General features: G+C 39.1%; 14 protein-coding genes, 1 rRNA gene and 3 pseudogenes. 4 read left to right on the forward strand and 14 right to left on the reverse strand.

Annotation, left to right across the window (positions count from 1 at the left end):
- Together PROCOU_RS07570 and PROCOU_RS07575 are read right to left on the reverse strand one after the other, a co-directional pair.
- Positions 1-147 (reverse strand): 16S ribosomal RNA (locus PROCOU_RS07570); the annotation flags it as partial.
- A gap of 287 nt (positions 148-434) precedes the next feature.
- Positions 435-1462 (reverse strand): annotated as a pseudogene (locus PROCOU_RS07575) (Mrp/NBP35 family ATP-binding protein).
- A 465-nt stretch (positions 1463-1927) separates the two neighbouring features.
- On the opposite strand from PROCOU_RS07575, the gene PROCOU_RS07580 reads away from it, so the two are divergent.
- Complete coding sequence (locus PROCOU_RS07580) at positions 1928-2128, forward strand: cold-shock protein (RefSeq protein ID WP_036061193.1); 201 nt, start codon at positions 1928-1930, stop codon at positions 2126-2128.
- Between the two features lie 72 nt (positions 2129-2200).
- Here PROCOU_RS07580 and PROCOU_RS07585 read toward each other — a convergent pair whose 3' ends face one another.
- The 6 genes from PROCOU_RS07585 to PROCOU_RS07605 form a co-directional block, all read right to left on the reverse strand.
- Entirely contained in the window at positions 2201-4090 is a 1890-nt protein-coding gene (locus PROCOU_RS07585; protein WP_051994283.1) for a sulfatase-like hydrolase/transferase, read from the reverse strand.
- 217 nt (positions 4091-4307) lie between these two features.
- The gene (locus PROCOU_RS07590; RefSeq protein WP_036071109.1) at positions 4308-4736 is read right to left on the reverse strand and encodes a DUF3284 domain-containing protein; all 429 of its coding nucleotides are present in this window, start codon (positions 4734-4736) and stop codon (positions 4308-4310) included.
- 15 nt (positions 4737-4751) lie between these two features.
- Positions 4752-4931, reverse strand: a complete 180-nt coding sequence (locus tag PROCOU_RS17125) for a DUF3188 domain-containing protein (RefSeq protein ID WP_243832146.1) — start codon at positions 4929-4931, stop codon at positions 4752-4754.
- Positions 4931-5152 (reverse strand): hypothetical protein, encoded by a 222-nt coding sequence (locus PROCOU_RS07595; RefSeq protein ID WP_036071111.1) that lies wholly within the window; start codon positions 5150-5152, stop codon positions 4931-4933. The genes PROCOU_RS17125 and PROCOU_RS07595 overlap by 1 nt, the downstream gene beginning before the upstream one ends.
- Before the next feature lie 706 nt (positions 5153-5858).
- A complete protein-coding gene (locus PROCOU_RS07600) occupies positions 5859-7220 on the reverse strand; it encodes a PTS sugar transporter subunit IIC (protein WP_036071113.1) in 1362 nt (453 codons plus the stop codon).
- Between the two features lie 480 nt (positions 7221-7700).
- On the reverse strand, positions 7701-9035 hold the full coding sequence (locus PROCOU_RS07605; protein ID WP_036071116.1) for a 6-phospho-beta-glucosidase: 1335 nt from the start codon (positions 9033-9035) through the stop codon (positions 7701-7703).
- 142 nt (positions 9036-9177) lie between these two features.
- On the opposite strand from PROCOU_RS07605, the gene PROCOU_RS07610 reads away from it, so the two are divergent.
- The gene (locus PROCOU_RS07610; protein WP_036071118.1) at positions 9178-10149 is read left to right on the forward strand and encodes a LacI family DNA-binding transcriptional regulator; all 972 of its coding nucleotides are present in this window, start codon (positions 9178-9180) and stop codon (positions 10147-10149) included.
- Between the two features lie 22 nt (positions 10150-10171).
- On the opposite strand, the gene PROCOU_RS07615 is transcribed toward PROCOU_RS07610, so the two are convergent.
- The 5 genes and pseudogenes from PROCOU_RS07615 to PROCOU_RS07635 form a co-directional block, all read right to left on the reverse strand.
- On the reverse strand, positions 10172-10537 hold the full coding sequence (locus tag PROCOU_RS07615) for a DUF1304 domain-containing protein (protein WP_036071119.1): 366 nt from the start codon (positions 10535-10537) through the stop codon (positions 10172-10174).
- A 178-nt stretch (positions 10538-10715) separates the two neighbouring features.
- Positions 10716-12072: pseudogene (locus PROCOU_RS07620) on the reverse strand (DUF711 family protein).
- Positions 12073-12086: 14 nt separating this feature from the next.
- On the reverse strand, positions 12087-12356 hold the full coding sequence (locus PROCOU_RS07625; RefSeq protein WP_036071121.1) for an ACT domain-containing protein: 270 nt from the start codon (positions 12354-12356) through the stop codon (positions 12087-12089).
- A gap of 153 nt (positions 12357-12509) precedes the next feature.
- Positions 12510-13646 (reverse strand): globin domain-containing protein, encoded by a 1137-nt coding sequence (locus PROCOU_RS07630; protein ID WP_036071124.1) that lies wholly within the window; start codon positions 13644-13646, stop codon positions 12510-12512.
- 78 nt (positions 13647-13724) lie between these two features.
- Positions 13725-14475, reverse strand: a pseudogene (locus tag PROCOU_RS07635) (MurR/RpiR family transcriptional regulator).
- 213 nt (positions 14476-14688) lie between these two features.
- On the opposite strand from PROCOU_RS07635, the gene PROCOU_RS07640 reads away from it, so the two are divergent.
- Positions 14689-16011 carry a 6-phospho-beta-glucosidase gene (locus PROCOU_RS07640; RefSeq protein WP_036071125.1) on the forward strand — a complete coding sequence of 441 codons (1323 nt, stop codon included), beginning with the start codon at positions 14689-14691 and terminating at the stop codon, positions 16009-16011.
- A 145-nt stretch (positions 16012-16156) separates the two neighbouring features.
- A complete protein-coding gene (locus tag PROCOU_RS07645) occupies positions 16157-16768 on the forward strand; it encodes an immunoglobulin-like domain-containing protein (RefSeq protein ID WP_036071127.1) in 612 nt (203 codons plus the stop codon).
- On the opposite strand, the gene PROCOU_RS17130 is transcribed toward PROCOU_RS07645, so the two are convergent.
- A complete protein-coding gene (locus PROCOU_RS17130) occupies positions 16649-17926 on the reverse strand; it encodes an acyltransferase (RefSeq protein ID WP_077913373.1) in 1278 nt (425 codons plus the stop codon). The two genes, PROCOU_RS07645 and PROCOU_RS17130, sit on opposite strands and share 120 nt — an antisense overlap.
- Positions 17927-18037: the final 111 nt, after the last annotated feature.

Here is an 18037-nt window from a genome sequence, read left to right on the forward strand (position 1 = left end):
CCAACTTACAGGCAGGTTGCCCACGTGTTACTCACCCGTCCGCCACTAACGTCAGAAAGAGCAAGCTCTTTCGTCGGTTCGTTCGACTTGCATGTATTAGGCACGCCGCCAGCGTTCGTCCTGAGCCAGGATCAAACTCTCTTTAAAATAAAGCTGAATTTGAATACTTATTCAACACCGTGAATAAGATCCTTGCGTCACATTGACTTCGCTAGCAAATTTCTTTACTAGTAGTTTTTTTTGGAAATAGCTCTCTATTTCCGCCCTGCGATTCTTACCTAGAAACATTACTGTCTCTATTGGTTTTATCTTTGTTTCTGTTCAGTTTTCAAAGGTCAATCTCTTAAATTGCGTTATGCGTTATGTGCATCAGCAACGCTTATAAATATACCAACTATTTATCTAAACGTCAATAGTTTTTTGCATATTTTTTTTTATAAATAGTCATTTATTTTTTTAGCGAGTTCTAAAAAGCGTTTTCCTTGCGCGCTTTCTGCCTCATAAACACCTGATAAATAGCCATTTCTATTGTGTTCTGGTTGCTCTATTGGAAATGCCCCTAACAACTCAGTCTCTAGTTCTGTTGCTACTTTTTTTTCCGCCACCTTCTCCAAATAATTGTGCTTTCTCGCCTGACTCTGTTTGATAATAGGATAAATTCTCAATAACTCCCAAAATATGATGTTCATTTTTCATCGCCATAATTCCTGCTCTTGCTGCAACGGTTGCAGCGGCTTGGTGAGGTGTTGTGACAATTAATTCATTACAGGTTGGTAATAAGGTATGAATGTCTAGCGCAATATCTCCTGTGCCGGGTGGCAAATCAATAATTAAATAGTCCGGAGCGTCCCAATTTACATCTTCTAAGAACATTTTGATCATTTTTCCAAGCATCGGACCTCTCCATATAACTGGTTCACCATCTTCAACAAAAGAATCCATAGAAATTAATTGTACGCCGTATGTAGTTACTGGGACAATTTTCTCGTTTACTGTCTTGGGAATATCTTTCGTACCCATCAGTATTGGTAGACTAAACCCATATATATCAGCGTCTAGCAAACCGATTTTCTTCCCTGTTCGCTTCAATGCTACTGCAAGATTGGCTGCAACAGTTGATTTACCTACTCCGCCCTTACCGCTAGCAATTGCTATAAATTGTGTCTTACTTTCAGGTGACAGTATATTTTTTTTTGGCGACTAACAACTGCTCTATTTTAGAAACAGGAAGATAGTCTAGTTCAAAATGGATATCTTCGCATCCAAACTCCCCCAAAAGCTCTATTATGTTTGTGGTGAACTTTTCTGTATTTTGCTCTGGATCAGCCAAAGCTATTTGAAGCGTTACACTCGCATTTATAACACTCACTTCCATGATGCCTTCTGTTTCTTGTAGCGTAGACTCCAATACTGGATCTACTACGCGTTGTAATAACTTTGTGATTTGTTGTTCATTCAGCATACAACTGCCCCCTATGGATTTACCTTTCAAAATATAAGCGCTTTCTTGATTATACCATGTAGCTTCTCTTTTTTTCCACGAATCTGCCCTAAAAATTATGCTCTAATTTTGTATTATATAGAAGAAACGTATCTAATATGTTTTGAAGCATCAAAAATTTTGTAGGACTTTAGGAAATAAAAGGTTCTGCTATAAATAAAATCCTTAGTATTTTTTATGTAAGAAATTAATTTTTTACTAAGAATAGATAGCCTGCTAGAGCTAATTTAGAAGCTGAAATACATTCTTTTTTTCTAGAAAAAATTTTACAGAGAGTAAATGTTTGCTTTATTAAAGAAAGCATGGTATATTTAACTAGACTTATTTTTGTTGGTGAAGAAATGATTAGTGAATAACTTTCCACTTCGTACCGCTAAGCAGGAATAGTAATATTATGTGCCAGTGTGCACGAGGAGGAATTTAGATATGGAAACAGGTACAGTAAAATGGTTTAACGGCGAAAAAGGTTTTGGTTTCATCGAACGCGAAAACGGTGACGATGTATTCGTACATTTCAGCGCTATCCAAGGTGAAGGCTTCAAATCTTTAGACGAAGGCCAAAAAGTTACTTTTGACGTAGAAGAAGGTCAACGTGGACCTCAAGCTGCTAACGTTGAAAAAGCATAATTTTAGCTGATAAAAGAGACTCACTTTTGTGAGTCTCTTTTTTTTAGGGTATTTCCTGTGGAAATACCCTTTTTATTCATCTTTAAATAGCGTTGATTTGGAGTAGCCCTTGCCAGCAACCAAATCATATTCAATTAACTTGTAGTCTTCTAGGTACTCTCTTGCTTTCGGTGATAACTGATCTTCAATGATTGTCTGATTTTCACCGTTTATTAAGACGTTTTTCTCTAATCCTTGTACTTCTTTACTCATTTCGGTTAGCAAGGCATAGTAGGGTGAAACTTTACTACCGGTAAGTTCAAGCATTTTTGGAGCAAAATAAATTGGACTTATTGTTCCATAATCTTTTTTTGGTAGGTCAAAGTTTGCATACATAAAAAGTGGTGTTTCGTGCATCGTGCGTTCCGTATTCTGGTTCACTATTTCTTCTGGAAATACGCTTGGCAAATGATCTCCCCAGAAAACAACCATTGTCTTTTCTTTCATTTTGTCGAGTTCTGCTACGAAATCTTTCAGGGCGTCATCAGAATACTTAATTCCTTGGAGATAAGTTTCTACATCTTGTTTATTTTTTTCCGGTACCCCTTCTACAGCTATTGTATTAATATATTTGTCCCAATAGGTCATGTGATTTTGCATCGTAACAAGATGGATAAAGGTCGATGTCTTATTCGCTTTTAAATGATCTAATGTTTCTTGAAATGCTGATGCATCTGAAATATATTCGCTGTCGTCTAAAGTTTCGGTATGCGTCATTTCATTCCGACTAATAAATTTATCGAACCCCAAAGCGTTGTATACATCCGTGCGTCTATAGAAAGATGGCTTGAATGGATGAATGGCGATTGTTTCATACTTGTTTTGTTTTAACGAGCTAACTAAGGATGGAAAATTTTCTTTCTGATACATAAACATTTGATATGGTGATGTGATTTGTGGATTAATATTGTACATAGAAAGGCCCGTCAAAGCTTCGAATTCAATATTAGCCGTTCCACCACCGTATCCTTGTGATAAGCTGTATCCAGATGGATATTGGCCCATGATTTTACGGGTTTCCGGAATAGGATCTGACGAGGTTGTAACTCCGTGAAGCCTTGTCGGGTCACTGAAACTCTCACTCATTACATAGACGATATTAACGTCATTCATTGGTTTGTTTGTGCGCGTTTCATTTATTTGATCCGCGATTTTGCTGTATTTTTGGGTAATTTCTTTTATATATGATTCGGTGTAATTGACTGGTTTATCCATGATATTCGCTGTGGCACTATAAATGAGTCCACCCACGAAACCGTATTGCTGGTAGCTTTCTTTTGGATCAACGTCTTTCCACTGGGCATCAATGTTATAAGCCTTTCTGAGCCAGTTATCTGAGCTTTGGAAGTTCGTAAGTGAGAATAATAGTACTCCGCTGAATAGAAGTCCTACTACACGGATAAGAAGTGTTTTTCGATCCCAGTATTTGAAATCACGTCCGTAGTATTTGGCTGAAATTTTGCGGGAGTAGCGATCTAGTGTCCAAGCGATAGCAATAATCAACGCAATTCCGAGAAACAGAAGAACCACAAGCCAAGTGGAGAGCATGGAGAGCATAAAACGCCATTGTGTAATCATCTCGAATTCTTGCGGGTAAAGAGGTTCGCCACGTTCTACAAATTTCTGATTGTTCGCAAAAGCTACGATGATAGACGTTCCAACAAAGACGGTACTGCTTGCCCACACGTTTCCAACGAGCGAAATAAGAAATAAGTATACGAGCATGAGAACTAAGATTCCGAGTAGAAATGGAATCGGGTATGTTTTGATCATTTCGAAAGTAGCTGATAAGTTGAATCCACTTAGCGAGGCATCTAACAAAATATGCAAAATAACGGATAACAGCAGACCTAGACCTAATATTCGAAGCGATCTAACTAGGTACGGATGCTTTAGTTGTTTTTTCTTTTCTGGTGCAGTCATAATAAAAATTCTCCTCTGTAGCCTAAAAAAGCTATGTTTTTTCCGTGATTCCCTTTCTTAGGTATTATACTATAGTGAAAAATAGAGTACAAACGCCACGAGCAAGAGCAGTGAGACATATCTCACTGCTCTTGCTCTATATCAAAAAGCGATATTTCTTAATGATGGCACTTGGGATACCACAATTATTGGGGTAATACCGCCTGATGATCCCCTTTTATTTGCTTGCTGTAATCACCGAGTCTTCCATGGCTTTTAACAAACGTGTTACCCTTTTTTTCCTCAAAAATGCGAAAATGGTACCTACCAACATATTGTTCATTTTTTGTAACCATTTTTCAGCTTCAATTTCTTCTTTATATGTGACTTCACAGACATGATCACTAATCTCAGTGACCGTATAAGTTGTTCTATGAAGGTTTACGCGACTTGTTGTTTCGAATTGGTATACATTTGGAAATTGAAACTCAGTAATCTTAGTTTCAACAGCAGCGCCGTTAGACATCGTTCTACGATACTTCAGCCCTTTTAATTTTTGCATCGGTAGATTTTTTCCGGTCGACTGCTTAACATCATAAATAACTGACTTTGCGATTGTATGAAAACATTCTTTTTGCGAGATGTATAATTTTTTGGAAACGTTCATAACGCCATCTCCCTTTTATGAATTCTTATCTTTCTTCTTTTTCAGGAAAACCATGAGCCCTCCCAAAATAACTACTAAAATTCCAGTAAACATCATTGGCAAATTAGTCGAATTCCCACCCATAGAAGGGCTAAATACGATAATAATTAAACCAAGGCTCATTATAAATAGTCCGTTTGATGCACTTTTCATCATTACTCCACAGTAACCTGGAAATAGAGAACAGCGCCAATATCCGTGGCTTTCATAACATCTTTCGCAATTCTAACTGCCGCTTCTTCATCCTCAGCGGTAGTTTCAAAATAAAGCTTAATTCCTTTTTCGTCCACCTTTTTAAAAGTGACACCATTCTCATTATAACTCTCTAATGTTTCAACAAAAAAATCTCGCTTCATAGGACTACTAATTACGATCATTTTCATTACCTCCTTCTATATATTACCTTTATTATACTTTTCGGTGTGTGGAGTGTAAAGAATATCATCTAAACACGACTGGCACATAATGGTGAAGCTTTGAGTATCCTCCCAATAAATCGGCGGCAAGCGTTCGCATTGTTGGGACTGTTCGACATGAAATGAGTTACAGTCCCAATATACATGCGAGTAAAGCGAGCATGTAATCCTTCCCGACTGTTCGACATGGAATGAATTACAGTCCCAATATGCCTATGAGCATCGCGAATCGGCGGCCCTTTCTACGGTTCTGCTACGCAATACTTGCTATACTTAACTTCTTGCATGGCCCGAGAAAACTATCCTCTCCCTGCTTTCAGTCATCACATACACAAGTATGCGCAGCTCTCCAGATTCCACCAAATCCCTTGAATACAAACGCTTTCGCTCGATTTGCATAAGTCCAAATTCATGCTCTTCGTTCAAAGCAAGATTTCCCATATTTAGACCTAACTTGAATCATTCTCAAATTCACTAAAAATTAATCTTTTATATTTGATTTTATTCCTAAACAGAGCCACTTCGTATCCCCAAACCTCAGTGGGACGACAAGTGCTTAGGGTTTTAGGCAAAAGTGAGTACCGAAGCGGAGCGTACTACTGTACGTGAGCATCGGAACGGAACTTTTAACGACGAAGATGAGCGTTTGTAGTTCCGCTTAGAGACACTAGGCTTTCATTTCTTCTTCTGGTACTCCAACCTTGTTCGCTGTGATAACGAATGGTACCCAGATTAAGAAGGCTATAACCATATTTATGAGTGATATGACAGGTGCCATCCAGTCTCCTCCAGTTGCGAGGAATGAGTTAACTAGCGGTGGCATTACCCATACCACAGCAATTTTAACTGGTGCAACAAGTCCCCACACAGTCGCAAAATAGGCAACTGTAACCATTACCATTGGTGCAATGATGAATGGAATGAGATAGATTGAGTTTAATACAATCGGTAAACCAAACATGATTGGCTCATTGATATTGAAAATACCAGGTCCGAGCGACAGTTTTGCAACTGTTCTCGAATCTGCTCGTTTAGAGAACATGAGTAGGGCGATGATAAGTACAAGTGTACCACCTGAACCACCCATCCATACGTAAGCATCGAAAGATCCACGAACCCATTGGTATGGAAGATCTGATCCTGCAACACCTTTTGCTGCTTCGTTAATATTGTTAAGCTGTGCTGTACCCCAAAGTGATTCTAGAACTGGCGCCAATACGTTTGGTCCGTGAATACCGAAGAACCATAGTAATTGCACTAGGAATGTTACTAATAGTACCGCACCGTAACCTTGTGATAAAGCAAGTAGCGGTTCTTGAATTGTTTTAGAAATCCAAGTGATGACATCAAGACCTGTAATTTTAACAAATGACCAGTCGATAATCGCACAGATGTAAAGTGCCACTAATGCAGGAATAATCGCTGCGAATGCTTTACTTACTGCTGGCGGTACAGAATCAGGCATTTTGATAGTGATGTTTGCACGCATTAATTTTGCATAGATAATAGTAGAAATAAAACCGAATAACATGGCTGTAAACAATCCTGTACCATTTACTTGATTTAAATCGAGGAATCCCCAAACTGGTTGAATCATCGAAACGTCTGCTTTTGGATCAGCTGCTAAGATCGCGTTTTTGATTGGATCTACCGCTACTGTTTGTGACAAGTTCATAACGAATGCTGCAAGTGAAACAAGCGCACCTGCTAAGCGGTCAACTTCATACACTTTTGATAAGTTATAACCTAATGAGACCGCGAATACTAAGGAAACGATTGCAAGAGTCGCTGCCCAAACATATCCATTAACACCGATAAGTGGTTGCATGGCTTCGACAAATCCTGTCCAACCCCATGACGTTGGGAAATCCCTAAAAAATGCATTTAAAAGAACTGCAATTGAGCCGGCCATTGTGATGGGCATTGTTGAAATAAATGCATCACGAAGCGCGACTAAATGTTTTTGCGAGCCAATTTTAGCCGCAACTGGTACGAAATACTTTTCTAAAAAATTAGTTAGTCCGTTCATAATTATCCTCCCTATTTTGAAACGATTTGTGGTTTATCGGCATTCCTCGAATAGACTCTTCTCAATTGATACCCTTTTTCGTCTTGAGCTTATTGAGTATGTCGGCTTTTCTTACGCCTGAATGCGAACAACCTCCATGCGACCTACGAATGGCTAGGGATGACCTCCTCTCATATTCGGATTAAGGTTTTATGGATTCACATAATTATATTGCAAAAATCGTGCCAACTTTTTTAGAATCTACAAAAACACTGAAAGCGCTTCATAGGACTAGGTTTTTTGTGAAAGTAAAGCGTTTACACACATAAAAGTGCTCTGTGTAAAGAAAGGAAACGCCGTACACACTTGGTATGTACAGACTTTTAATTTTTTATAAACATCTCATATTCGGAATACATTTTCACAATATTCTTTCCGACATGAAATTTAATTACATTCAAAAAGTCCACAAATCGCGATGAATTGTGGACTTTTCACTAATTATGCCTCTACTTTTGTGAAAAATTGTGGTAAATGTTCTTTGTGTGCTTCTAGTAATTCGTCTAGTACTGTTTGGGCAATGTCACCACTTGGTACTATTGGATTTAGTGTAAATGCTTGAAGTGCTGTATCATAGTTTCCTGTAACCGCGGCTTCAATTGTTAATTCTTCCATTGCTTTCATGACTTGTAGTAAACCGCGTTGTGCTGGCGGGAATTTACCAAAGTTCACCGGTTCTGCTCCGTGTGCACGAATAACACTTGTAATTTCGATTGCACTATCGTACGGAACATCATCGATTGCCCCATTGTTACGCGTGGATACAACCATCATTGTTCCTTTGTTGTTGTAGATAGAGTTGATGATTTCGCAAGCAGCATCACTATAGTGTGCTCCGCCACGTTTTGATAGCTCTTCTGGTTTGTGATCCAGATTCGGATCTTTATAAAGTTCGAATAGGCTTTCTTCCAAACGTTTTACAACTTGACCGCGACTTCCTTCTGTTTTGAATGCTTCTAGTTCTTCTTTTAGCATATCATCAGTCATGTAATAGTAACGGTGATATGGACACGGCAACATTTTTAAATTACGAACTTGTTCATACAGGAAACGCATATTTTTGATGTTTTCCACGACTTTTTCTGGGTTTGCATCTGGCGCGTAAAGGCCATCGATAACTTGTTCTGTAAGTTCGGTACCATCTTTATCAAAAATGCGGTGCCAATGTAAATGATTGATTCCAGCAAATTTGAAGAATAGATCTTCTTCTGGTTTTTTTAGGACATCCGATGCACTTTTAATTGCACCGATTGGAACGTTACATAGACCGATAACTTTATCCCATTTTCCGTAGCGAAGAACAGCTTCTGTGACCATTCCTGCTGGGTTCGTGAAATTGATAAGCCATGCGTTTGGACATAATTCTTTCATGTCTTCTACGATGCTTAAAATAACCGGGATGGTACGGAATGCTTTGAACATACCGCCTGCACCGTTTGTTTCTTGGCCGATAATACCATGTTTTAATGGAATGCTTTCATCTTTAATACGTGCATCAAGCAAGCCTACGCGGAATTGTGTTGTTACGAAGTCTGCATCTTTTAACGCGGCACGGCGATCGAGTGTTAGATGTACTTCACAATCAATTCCTGCAGCCTCCACCATTCTTTTTGCCATTGCACCAACGATTTCTAATTTCTCACGGCCTGCTTCAATATCGACAAGCCACAGTTCTCTAATTGGCAATTCGTCAAAACGTTTAATAAATCCCTCTACTAGTTCTGGAGTATAGCTTGAACCCCCACCAATGGTTACGATTTTTACGCCTTTTTTCATTTACACATACCTCCAAAAAATTTATAAAGCGGTTTCTTATTTCTGCTCCACTTCATTGTAGTTTATGTAATGCATTACAGGTCAAGCGTTATTTAAAAACTTTTTGATTTGAGGTATACTAGGTTAGGAGGAGTTGGGTGAAATGGCAAATATTCAGGATATCGCAAAATTGGCTGGCGTTTCTGTGGCAACGGTTTCTCGGGTTGTAAGTGGTCGCGGATATGTTAGTGAGGAAACACGGGCACGGGTACAAAAAATTGTGGATCAACTTGATTATGCGCCGAATCGTAATGCTGTTTCTCTCAAAAAAGGAAAAACGATGATGCTTGGAATCGTAGCATTGACGTTTGATAGCTCCATGGGCGTTTTTCTTCGTAGTTTTTCGATGGCAGCGCAGAGTGAGGGATATAATGTGACTGTTTTCGTGACGAATGGTGATAAGGCGAGAGAACTCGAAGCACTTGAGATGTTGCGACATAAACAGTTGGATGCGCTTGTTTTTGTGCTGCGATTAAGTCCTTGGGATGAGATTGAAAGTTACGCAAAATATGGACCGATTGTGACGTGGGAACGTGTAGAATTGCAAAAAGTAGCTTCTGTTTTTATGAATCAATATGATGGTTATATGCTTGGTTTGGAGCATCTATATGCCAAAGGATATCGGCGAATTATGAATATTTATGGGCGGATGTCTGGAAAAAATACGCGTGGGAGAATGCGGGCTTTTGCTGATTTTTGCGAGAAATACGGGCTTAATCCAAACGAGATGGAGCATTTCTACAATAAAGGACGCATTACGCACGGTGAGGAAATTGCACATTGGTGGTTCGCACAGGATACACCGCCCGACGCAATTCTTTGCCCAACAGATTATTTGGCATCAGGATTCATTGCTGAGGCGCGGAGACTGGGGATTCGAGTTCCTGAGGATGTTGCGGTGGTAGGCTTTGATGATACGAATAATGTAGCTCGCTTGTTCGATATGACGACGATTCATTATCCGATTGATTTACAGGCTGAGAATGCATTTCGAATTATTTCAAATCAACTAGATGATAAAGACCAACCACTTCAAGAATTAGAATTTAGGCTGGTAGCACGAAAAACGACATGAGAAGTTAATCTCATGTCGTTTTTTATATCGCAATCAAGGTTAGGATTAGTGCAATAATAGCCGGAACACCCTGCGCGAAAAAAATGCGCTTCGAGACTGTTGCTGCACCGTAAAGAGCGGCGATAACAATGCAACTAAGGAAAAATAATGCGATTTGCAATCCAGTTGTGGTATCAGGGTAAAGTACGCTCCATACAAGCCCAGCAGCTAGAAAACCATTATACAAACCTTGATTCGCCGCAAGTTCTTTTCCATTTTCTGCTTTTTCTTTAGTCATATTAAAAGTCTTCAATGTTCTTGGTTTCGTGAAGGCAAACATTTCGAAATACATAATATAGAAATGTAGCAGTGCCACGATTAAAATAAAAATAGTCGTTAAATTAGCCATATTAGAACCTCCCACCACTTAAACTAGTTCGATTATGAACTAACTTTTAAAATAATGCAACTTCCAAATCTTTTAAATATGAACCAACTACCGAAGCAAAATTTACAGCCTGAAAAGGAGTACTGGAACGCTGACTTTGATGGATGACAGCTTCCATCTTTCGCCTGCATCTCAATCGTCAATTTTTGAAGGAATGGATTGGCGCTGGAATCCTTCCGCCGCGTGCAATGAATGCAGCTGATGAGTTTTGATTTACTTTCATAACAGGAGCCGTGCCTAACAAGCCACCGAACTCTACCATATCGCCAACATTCGTTCCTTTGGCAGGGATAATACGTACAGCGGTTGTTTTATTATTAATGACGCCAATCGCTGCCTCATCAGCAATCATTGCTGCAATCGTAGACGCTGGTGTATCTCCAGGAATCGCAATCATATCCAACCCCACCGAACAAATTGCCGTCATTGCTTCTAGTTTTTCTAAATTGAGTGAACCATTATTAACCGCTTCAATCATGCCGATATCTTCTGAAACAGGAATGAAGGCACCGCTCAATCCGCCAACATGACCGCAAGCCATAACGCCACCTTTTTTTTACCGCATCGTTCAACAGCGCCAGTGCAGCTGTAGTTCCATGCGTACCAACAGTTTCTAATCCCATCTCCTCTAAAACATGCGCAACAGAGTCTCCAATGGCTGGTGTCGGCGCTAGTGATAAGTCAACAATGCCGAACGGAACGCCTAATCGCTTCGATGCTTCCTGCCCAACGAGTTCACCCATCCGAGTAATTTTAAATGCCGTCTGTTTCACCATTTCAGCGAGCTTGTCAAAACTTTCACCTCTTACTTTTTCGATTGCACGTTTCACAACACCTGGTCCGCTGACACCAACATTAATCACGCAATCCGCCTCGCCAACACCATGAAAAGCACCAGCCATGAAGGGATTATCCTCTACTGCGTTCGCAAACACAACTAATTTTGCACAACCTAACCCTTGTGTATCGACCGTAAGTTCTGCGGTTTTCTTGATGACATTTCCCATATCCCGAACAGCATCCATATTGATTCCTGTTCGCGTAGAACCGATATTCACTGACGAACATACGCGCTCTGTCTGTGCTAAAGCTTCTGGTATAGATTCAATCAGGATTGCATCGCCCTTCGTGTAACCTTTTTCAACCAAAGCAGAGAATCCCCCGATAAAATTAACACCGACTGCTTTGGCCGCATCATCCAACGTTTTTGCAAAAGCAACATAGTCTTTATCTCGGGAAGCTCCTGCAACTATCGCTATTGGCGTCACCGAAATCCTTTTATTGATGATTGGTATTCCAAATTCAGATTCTATTTGTTCACCGGCCTCTACTAGTTTTGCCGCATATGTAGTGATTTTATCGAATATTTTCGCGCGTGCCGTCTCACCGTCACTATCAATACAATCCAACAACGAAATTCCCATCGTGATTGTTCGTATATCAAGCTTCTCTTCTTCAATCATTCGAATCGTTTCTAAAATTTGTTTCGTCTCCATCTTTCCATCTCCCCCTATAGCCTATGCATCGAATTGAATATTTCTTCACGTTGAATACTAACTTTCACTTGTAAATCCGTACCCTTTTTCGCAAGTTGTTCCTTCACCTCATCAAAAGGCTTCTTTGTCGTGCTGAGGTCAAGTATCATCATCATAGTAAAATAGCCATCCATAATTGTTTGCGATACGTCCAAAATATTAATATCCAGTTGGCTTAGCTCATTACTGACACCTGCGATGATTCCAACATTGTCTTTCCCAATAACCGTTAAAATTGCTTTCAATAAGTCCAGCTCCTTTTAAGTTGATAGATTCTATTATACTTCTTATTGTTCTAAATTTCACTAATTTTCCAAAAATAAAAATCTGGATTATGTTTTACATTTTTTAACGTAAAAAGAGAACAAGATAAAATACATTGTCCTCTTTGTTCAAACTTATTTGATTAAACTTAACGCCGGTTGGAATGCTTCAAAATGAATACTAGCTTGTGCATGTCCAAGCTCTAACAAAATTGCCTCTACTTCTCTCATGAACGGCACCGGGCCACATAAGTAAATTGCTACATCTTCTTCCACGAGTGTTGCTAAATCGCCCTTTGTCACATTTTCACCTGCAAAAAGGTGGTATCTAGCGCCTAGTTTCGCCTTTAATTCGGTGGCGAACAAAGCGTATTCCGCCGATCTTACGCAATGAATCAGTTGCACCTGGCTTGGCGTTTCTAAACTATCAATCATCGCCGCTATCGGTGTTATTCCAATACCGCCCGCAATAAATACGTGTTGATTAGCAGCTTTATCAAGTCCGAAATCCCCAGCCGGAAGTGTAGCCAAGATTGTATCGCCTACTTGGTAATTCTCAAAAATATGATTGGAAACCACACCAGCGGGGTCCTTCTCATTTTCTTGTTTAATCGCAACTTGATATGTACTCCCATCAAATGCTTTTGTTAAGCTATACTGACGATTGTGAAACAAATCATCTATTTTCACACGTAGAGATACATACTGGCCTGGCGTAAAATCAACTAATTCTCCACCATCGCTCCGAGCCAAGCTTAATGTAAATACATTTGGTGCGATTTTCTGTTTTTCAGTGATTTTAAATTCGATAAAACCTTGATTTTGCACGTCTCCCAGCGCATCATACATTTCTTGTTCTACTTCGATGAAAATATTAGCAATAATGCTATATGCCGCGCCCCAAGCATCCAAGATTTCCGGTGTCGCAGCATCGCCCAAATACTCGGCAATTCCTTTCAATAAGTACTCGCCTACAATCGGATAATGTTCCGCCTTGATTGTCAGACTACGGTGCTTATGCGCAATCGTCTTAACTTGCGGTAGCAACACTTCTAGCCGCTCAATATTCTCTGCTGCTAAATAAACGGTATTCGCCAAAGCAAGTGGCTGTGTCCCGATTTCCTGATTCGTAAGGTTGAAATAATTGAGTAATTCGGGATGATCCGCAAACATCTTTTTGTAAAAAATTGAGGTAATTTCTTTCCCATGCTCTTTTAAAATTGGTGCGGTTGACTTTACGATTTGTTTTTGTTCCTCTGTAATCGCCGTCATTTCTAACTCCTCCTAAAAAAATGATATACAACATTTATGATATCATACAGACTTCCGTGAATCTCTCAGGGTTTTCCCTTATTCTTCTTGATCAAGCTGTGTTCGGATTTCCCGCGCAATGCATTCTACTGTATAAAGTGCTGGAAGTTGTGATGTAATGTCAGCATCTTGATACATTTCTTTATTTATATAGTAAGGAATATTAGCATCAGATAGTTTTGCCATTGTGGATTTTGCGCTATTCGTGATGGTAATAATTTTGCATTTTTGCGTCTTGAGTTGGTGAATATACTTAATAATATCTTCATTTTCACCTGAAACAGAAATTGCGACCATACAAATTTTATCTGATATTTTGTTTGATAAATGGTAAAAAGGATGATTTAATGGGTTTTCAATATGCAATGCTAATGTAAATAACGAGGAAAAATAAAGAGCGCCGTATTCCGCGATGATGCCTGATGAGCCAATACCAACAAATAAAACCAATTCTACATCGCGTAAAATCTTGGCGGATGCTGCAATATTTGCCTTAAATTCAGGTTGCGCAGTTCGTTTTAAAAAAATCGATATACGTTGTTTCATCTGACATGTCTACAGCAACTTTCGTTCGTTCCTGTGCATACATCTGTAATTTCACCCGAAACTCCGAAAAACCACTACAACCAAATTTGCGACAAAAACGCAGAATTGTTGTCGTACTGACGTGCGTCGCCTCAGCCAAATCACGAATCCGCATATAGATGACAGTGTCTAAATTCGTCGCAATATAATTATAAATATCCATTTCCGTATCATTTAATTCAATTGTTTTATCTAGAAAAAGCATTTTCATGCCCCCGATCTTTATTATATCGCTATTTTAGCATGATTACCGCAAATGTGACAAGACGTTACTGAAAAGGAACAATTTCCAACTTTAAAAATCCTTCACAAGAAGCCACGAAATAATGGCTATTTTTTCATTTTCAGCCTATACTATGGAGGAAGTAAGCGTTATGCAAAAGGTTCTTAAAATTTTAATATATTGGAGGAAAAATCGATGTCTAAAGGTATCAAAATTGCTACAATTGGCGGTGGCTCAAGTTATACTCCCGAATTAATTGAAGGCTTCATCAAACGGCAAAAGGAGCTCCCAGTGCGTGAACTTTGGTTGGTGGATGTTCCCGCTGGTAAAGAAAAACTCGAAATCGTTGGTAACTTGGCAAAACGGATGGTTGAAAAAGCTGGCGTAGACATGGAAATTCATTTGACGATGGATCGTGAAGAGGCATTAAAAGGCGCGGATTTTGTAACGACACAATTGCGCGTGGGACAATTAGATGCCCGCATTAAAGATGAGCGTATTCCGAACTCGCACGGTGTCGTTGGTCAAGAGACGAACGGCCCTGGTGGGATGTTTAAAGCTTTCCGGACAGTTCCGGTTATCCTAGATATTTGTAAGGATATGGAGCGTCTTTGCCCGAATGCATGGTTGATTAACTTTGCAAATCCTGCAGGAATGGTTACGGAGGCAGTTCTTCGTTATAGTAATATCAATAAAGTCGTTGGATTATGTAACGGTCCAATCGGTATTGAGAAAAATATTGCGGATATTTTAGGCGTTGATCATACCGATATTTACGTTGAATTTGTCGGCTTGAATCATATGGTTTTTGCGAAGACAGTTTATAAAGATGGCGAGGACGTAACAGCTGAGGTTGTGACAAAAATGACAGAAGGCGAATCTGGCTCAACGCTGAAAAATATTAATGCGACTGGGTGGGACGCAACATTCTTGCGTACTTTAAATATGATTCCAATTGATTACTTACGTTATTACTGGCAAACTCGCACGCAGTTGGAAGATCAGCAAGCAGCATACGAGAAACATGGTACACGTGCAGAAGTCGTAAAACGCGTGGAAGCAGAACTTTTCGAGCTGTATAAAGATGTGAATTTGACAGATAAGCCAAAACAATTGGAGCAACGTGGGGGAGCTTATTATAGTGAAGCTGCGTGTAATTTGATTAACTCGATTTACAATGATAAACGGGATATTCAAATCGTGAATACGCGAAATAACGGGGCTATTTTGGATATTGATCCTGCATCTGCCATTGAAACCAATTGTGTTATTACGCGACAAGGGCCAATTCCACTGGCAAGCGGTCATCTTCCTGTGGCGATTAATGGAATCATTCAACAAATTAAGACAGTTGAGCGCCTAACTGTTGATGCTGCAGTTACTGGTGATTACGATAAAGCTTTGTTGGCATTAACCGTAAATCCTCTTGTACCAAGTGACACAGATGCTCGCGTATTACTTGATGAATTATTAGAAGCACATAAAGAACATTTACCACTGTTTTTCCAAAATAAATAAAGACTTTAAGGCGCGACCAAAAACGTTGCGCCTTTTTTATGTCTAAATAGACACAAAAAGTACATAATTTTGTTCATTTTTAAACACTATTTTATTCCATTTTAGTTTATAATTAGACTATAAGATAATCTAGGAGTGAACACACATGTATAAAACAATTACCACAACTGCCCTCGCTACATCCGATTTAACGCTTGTCCTTCCCGCAAGTCTAGCCCGTCATTCGGCAAAAGCAAAAATAATTCCGCATAAGAACAAGCTTGCGATTTCTGGCAGTGATCGCATTAAAGGTATTTCTTTGCATGCGCATCGGTATTTCATTGAGAAGAATTCAACTTTTAATCCAATGACTCCACCAATTTCATTAGCTGCATATGACGATGACAATCACATCGATTTAACAAATGCTATTTTTGTAACAGAAAATGATGTCAACACAAGTAAAGTTGGAACGTATCACGTAACGTATCGCGCTATTGCAAGTGATGGTCGCTGGAAAGAGCGCCGTGTCGAAGTAGACGTTGTCGCTAGACCTATTATCAAAGCCGAGAATGCAACAATTGCTCGTGGAACATTTTTCGATTATTGGAAAAACGTGTCTGCTATTGACGAGCTTGCTGGTGATATTAGGATTTTCCTAAACGTTAAAACAAGCGATTTGAATTCGGACGTTCCTGGCACGTATTTCGTAACGTACACGGCTTCGAATTTTTATGGATTGACTACAGAAAAAACAATTTATGTAACGGTGAAATAGCAAAGAGTTTGAGTTCGTCTCCTGATTAGGAACGATACTCAAACTCTTTTTATATTTTTTCAATTGGAGAGTGGGACACTTTATAGGCGGGTATCTCTGACCGCTTCTTTTTTTACGAAAAATGCCTTTATAGTGTTGAATACGAGGCTGATAAGATATGATATGATAAAAATAATGAGGCTCATCAGAGGGATAGCCCATGATAAATGGTCTTCTAATGGCATTATTTCTGCAAAAAAAGCGCGTAACATAGCGTAAAACGATAAGATGCACAAAATAGATAAAGAAAATGTGCGGTGTGATGCCTCGTGATATTTTTTGTAGCGCTTGAGTATGGATTTTGATTTTGGTGAACAGCATAAAAAGTGAAATCGCTGCAATCACTACGAATATAGATAAGTAATCATAAAAATAGAGCGGTTTAAAGCTAATTTCTGCGCGATTTTCGATTGCCCATTCTGTAAAGAAATAGATGGCTGTTGTGCTTAGCGTGAACAGGGTGAACCAAACAATTTTCTTCAGTCTAGATAGGATTGTTTTCGATAAACTATAGCCAAGGATGAAATAACCTAAGTAAAGCACGCAACTGAACAGGTTAGCGACAATCATTTCTGTTCCTCTGAACGCAAAAAATGCTTCAAGCAGCCCAACAGCTAGGAAAAATAAACCGAGAATGAAGAATGCCACTTCTCCCATTTTTTCTTTAATAAAAATAAGTAGTGGTGCTAGGATTTGTAAACCAATAAACATCGGCATAAACCAAAGGTGTCGACCCAGATCATTTAGAAATAAGTTATCAAATGAAGTCCATAATCCGCCGTCTTCGATAAATTGGCTAAAGCCGTTCCAGCCACCTACATCAATAAATTCAAATACTTCATAGAGCACCATCCAAATGATTGTTGGGATGATTAACCCTACTGTTAATTTTTTTAAGTACACTGTTAATTTTTTACTTTTTCGCAAGGTGAAGTAACCACTTAGCAGTACAAACAGTGGTACAGCAGTACGCGAAATCGAATCATAAAAGTTAGCGATAGCAAAGTTAGTATTCATTGCGGTCGCATTTTCAATTAAATGAGTCGCAGATACGTGAATGACAATAACCATCAAAATTGATAAACACCTTAACAAATCCAGATTGTCTTTTCTGTCCATTTAACTTTCTCCCTTTTCACATTTCTATATTTGATAACGCTTTTATGTATCTTTTCTTTCTTAAGAATACTATATTTTAGTGAAATACTCAATTTTCACATAAAAAGAATC

The sequence above is a fragment of the Listeria rocourtiae FSL F6-920 genome (assembly GCF_000525975.1).
GTDB lineage: Bacteria > Bacillota > Bacilli > Lactobacillales > Listeriaceae > Listeria_A > Listeria_A rocourtiae.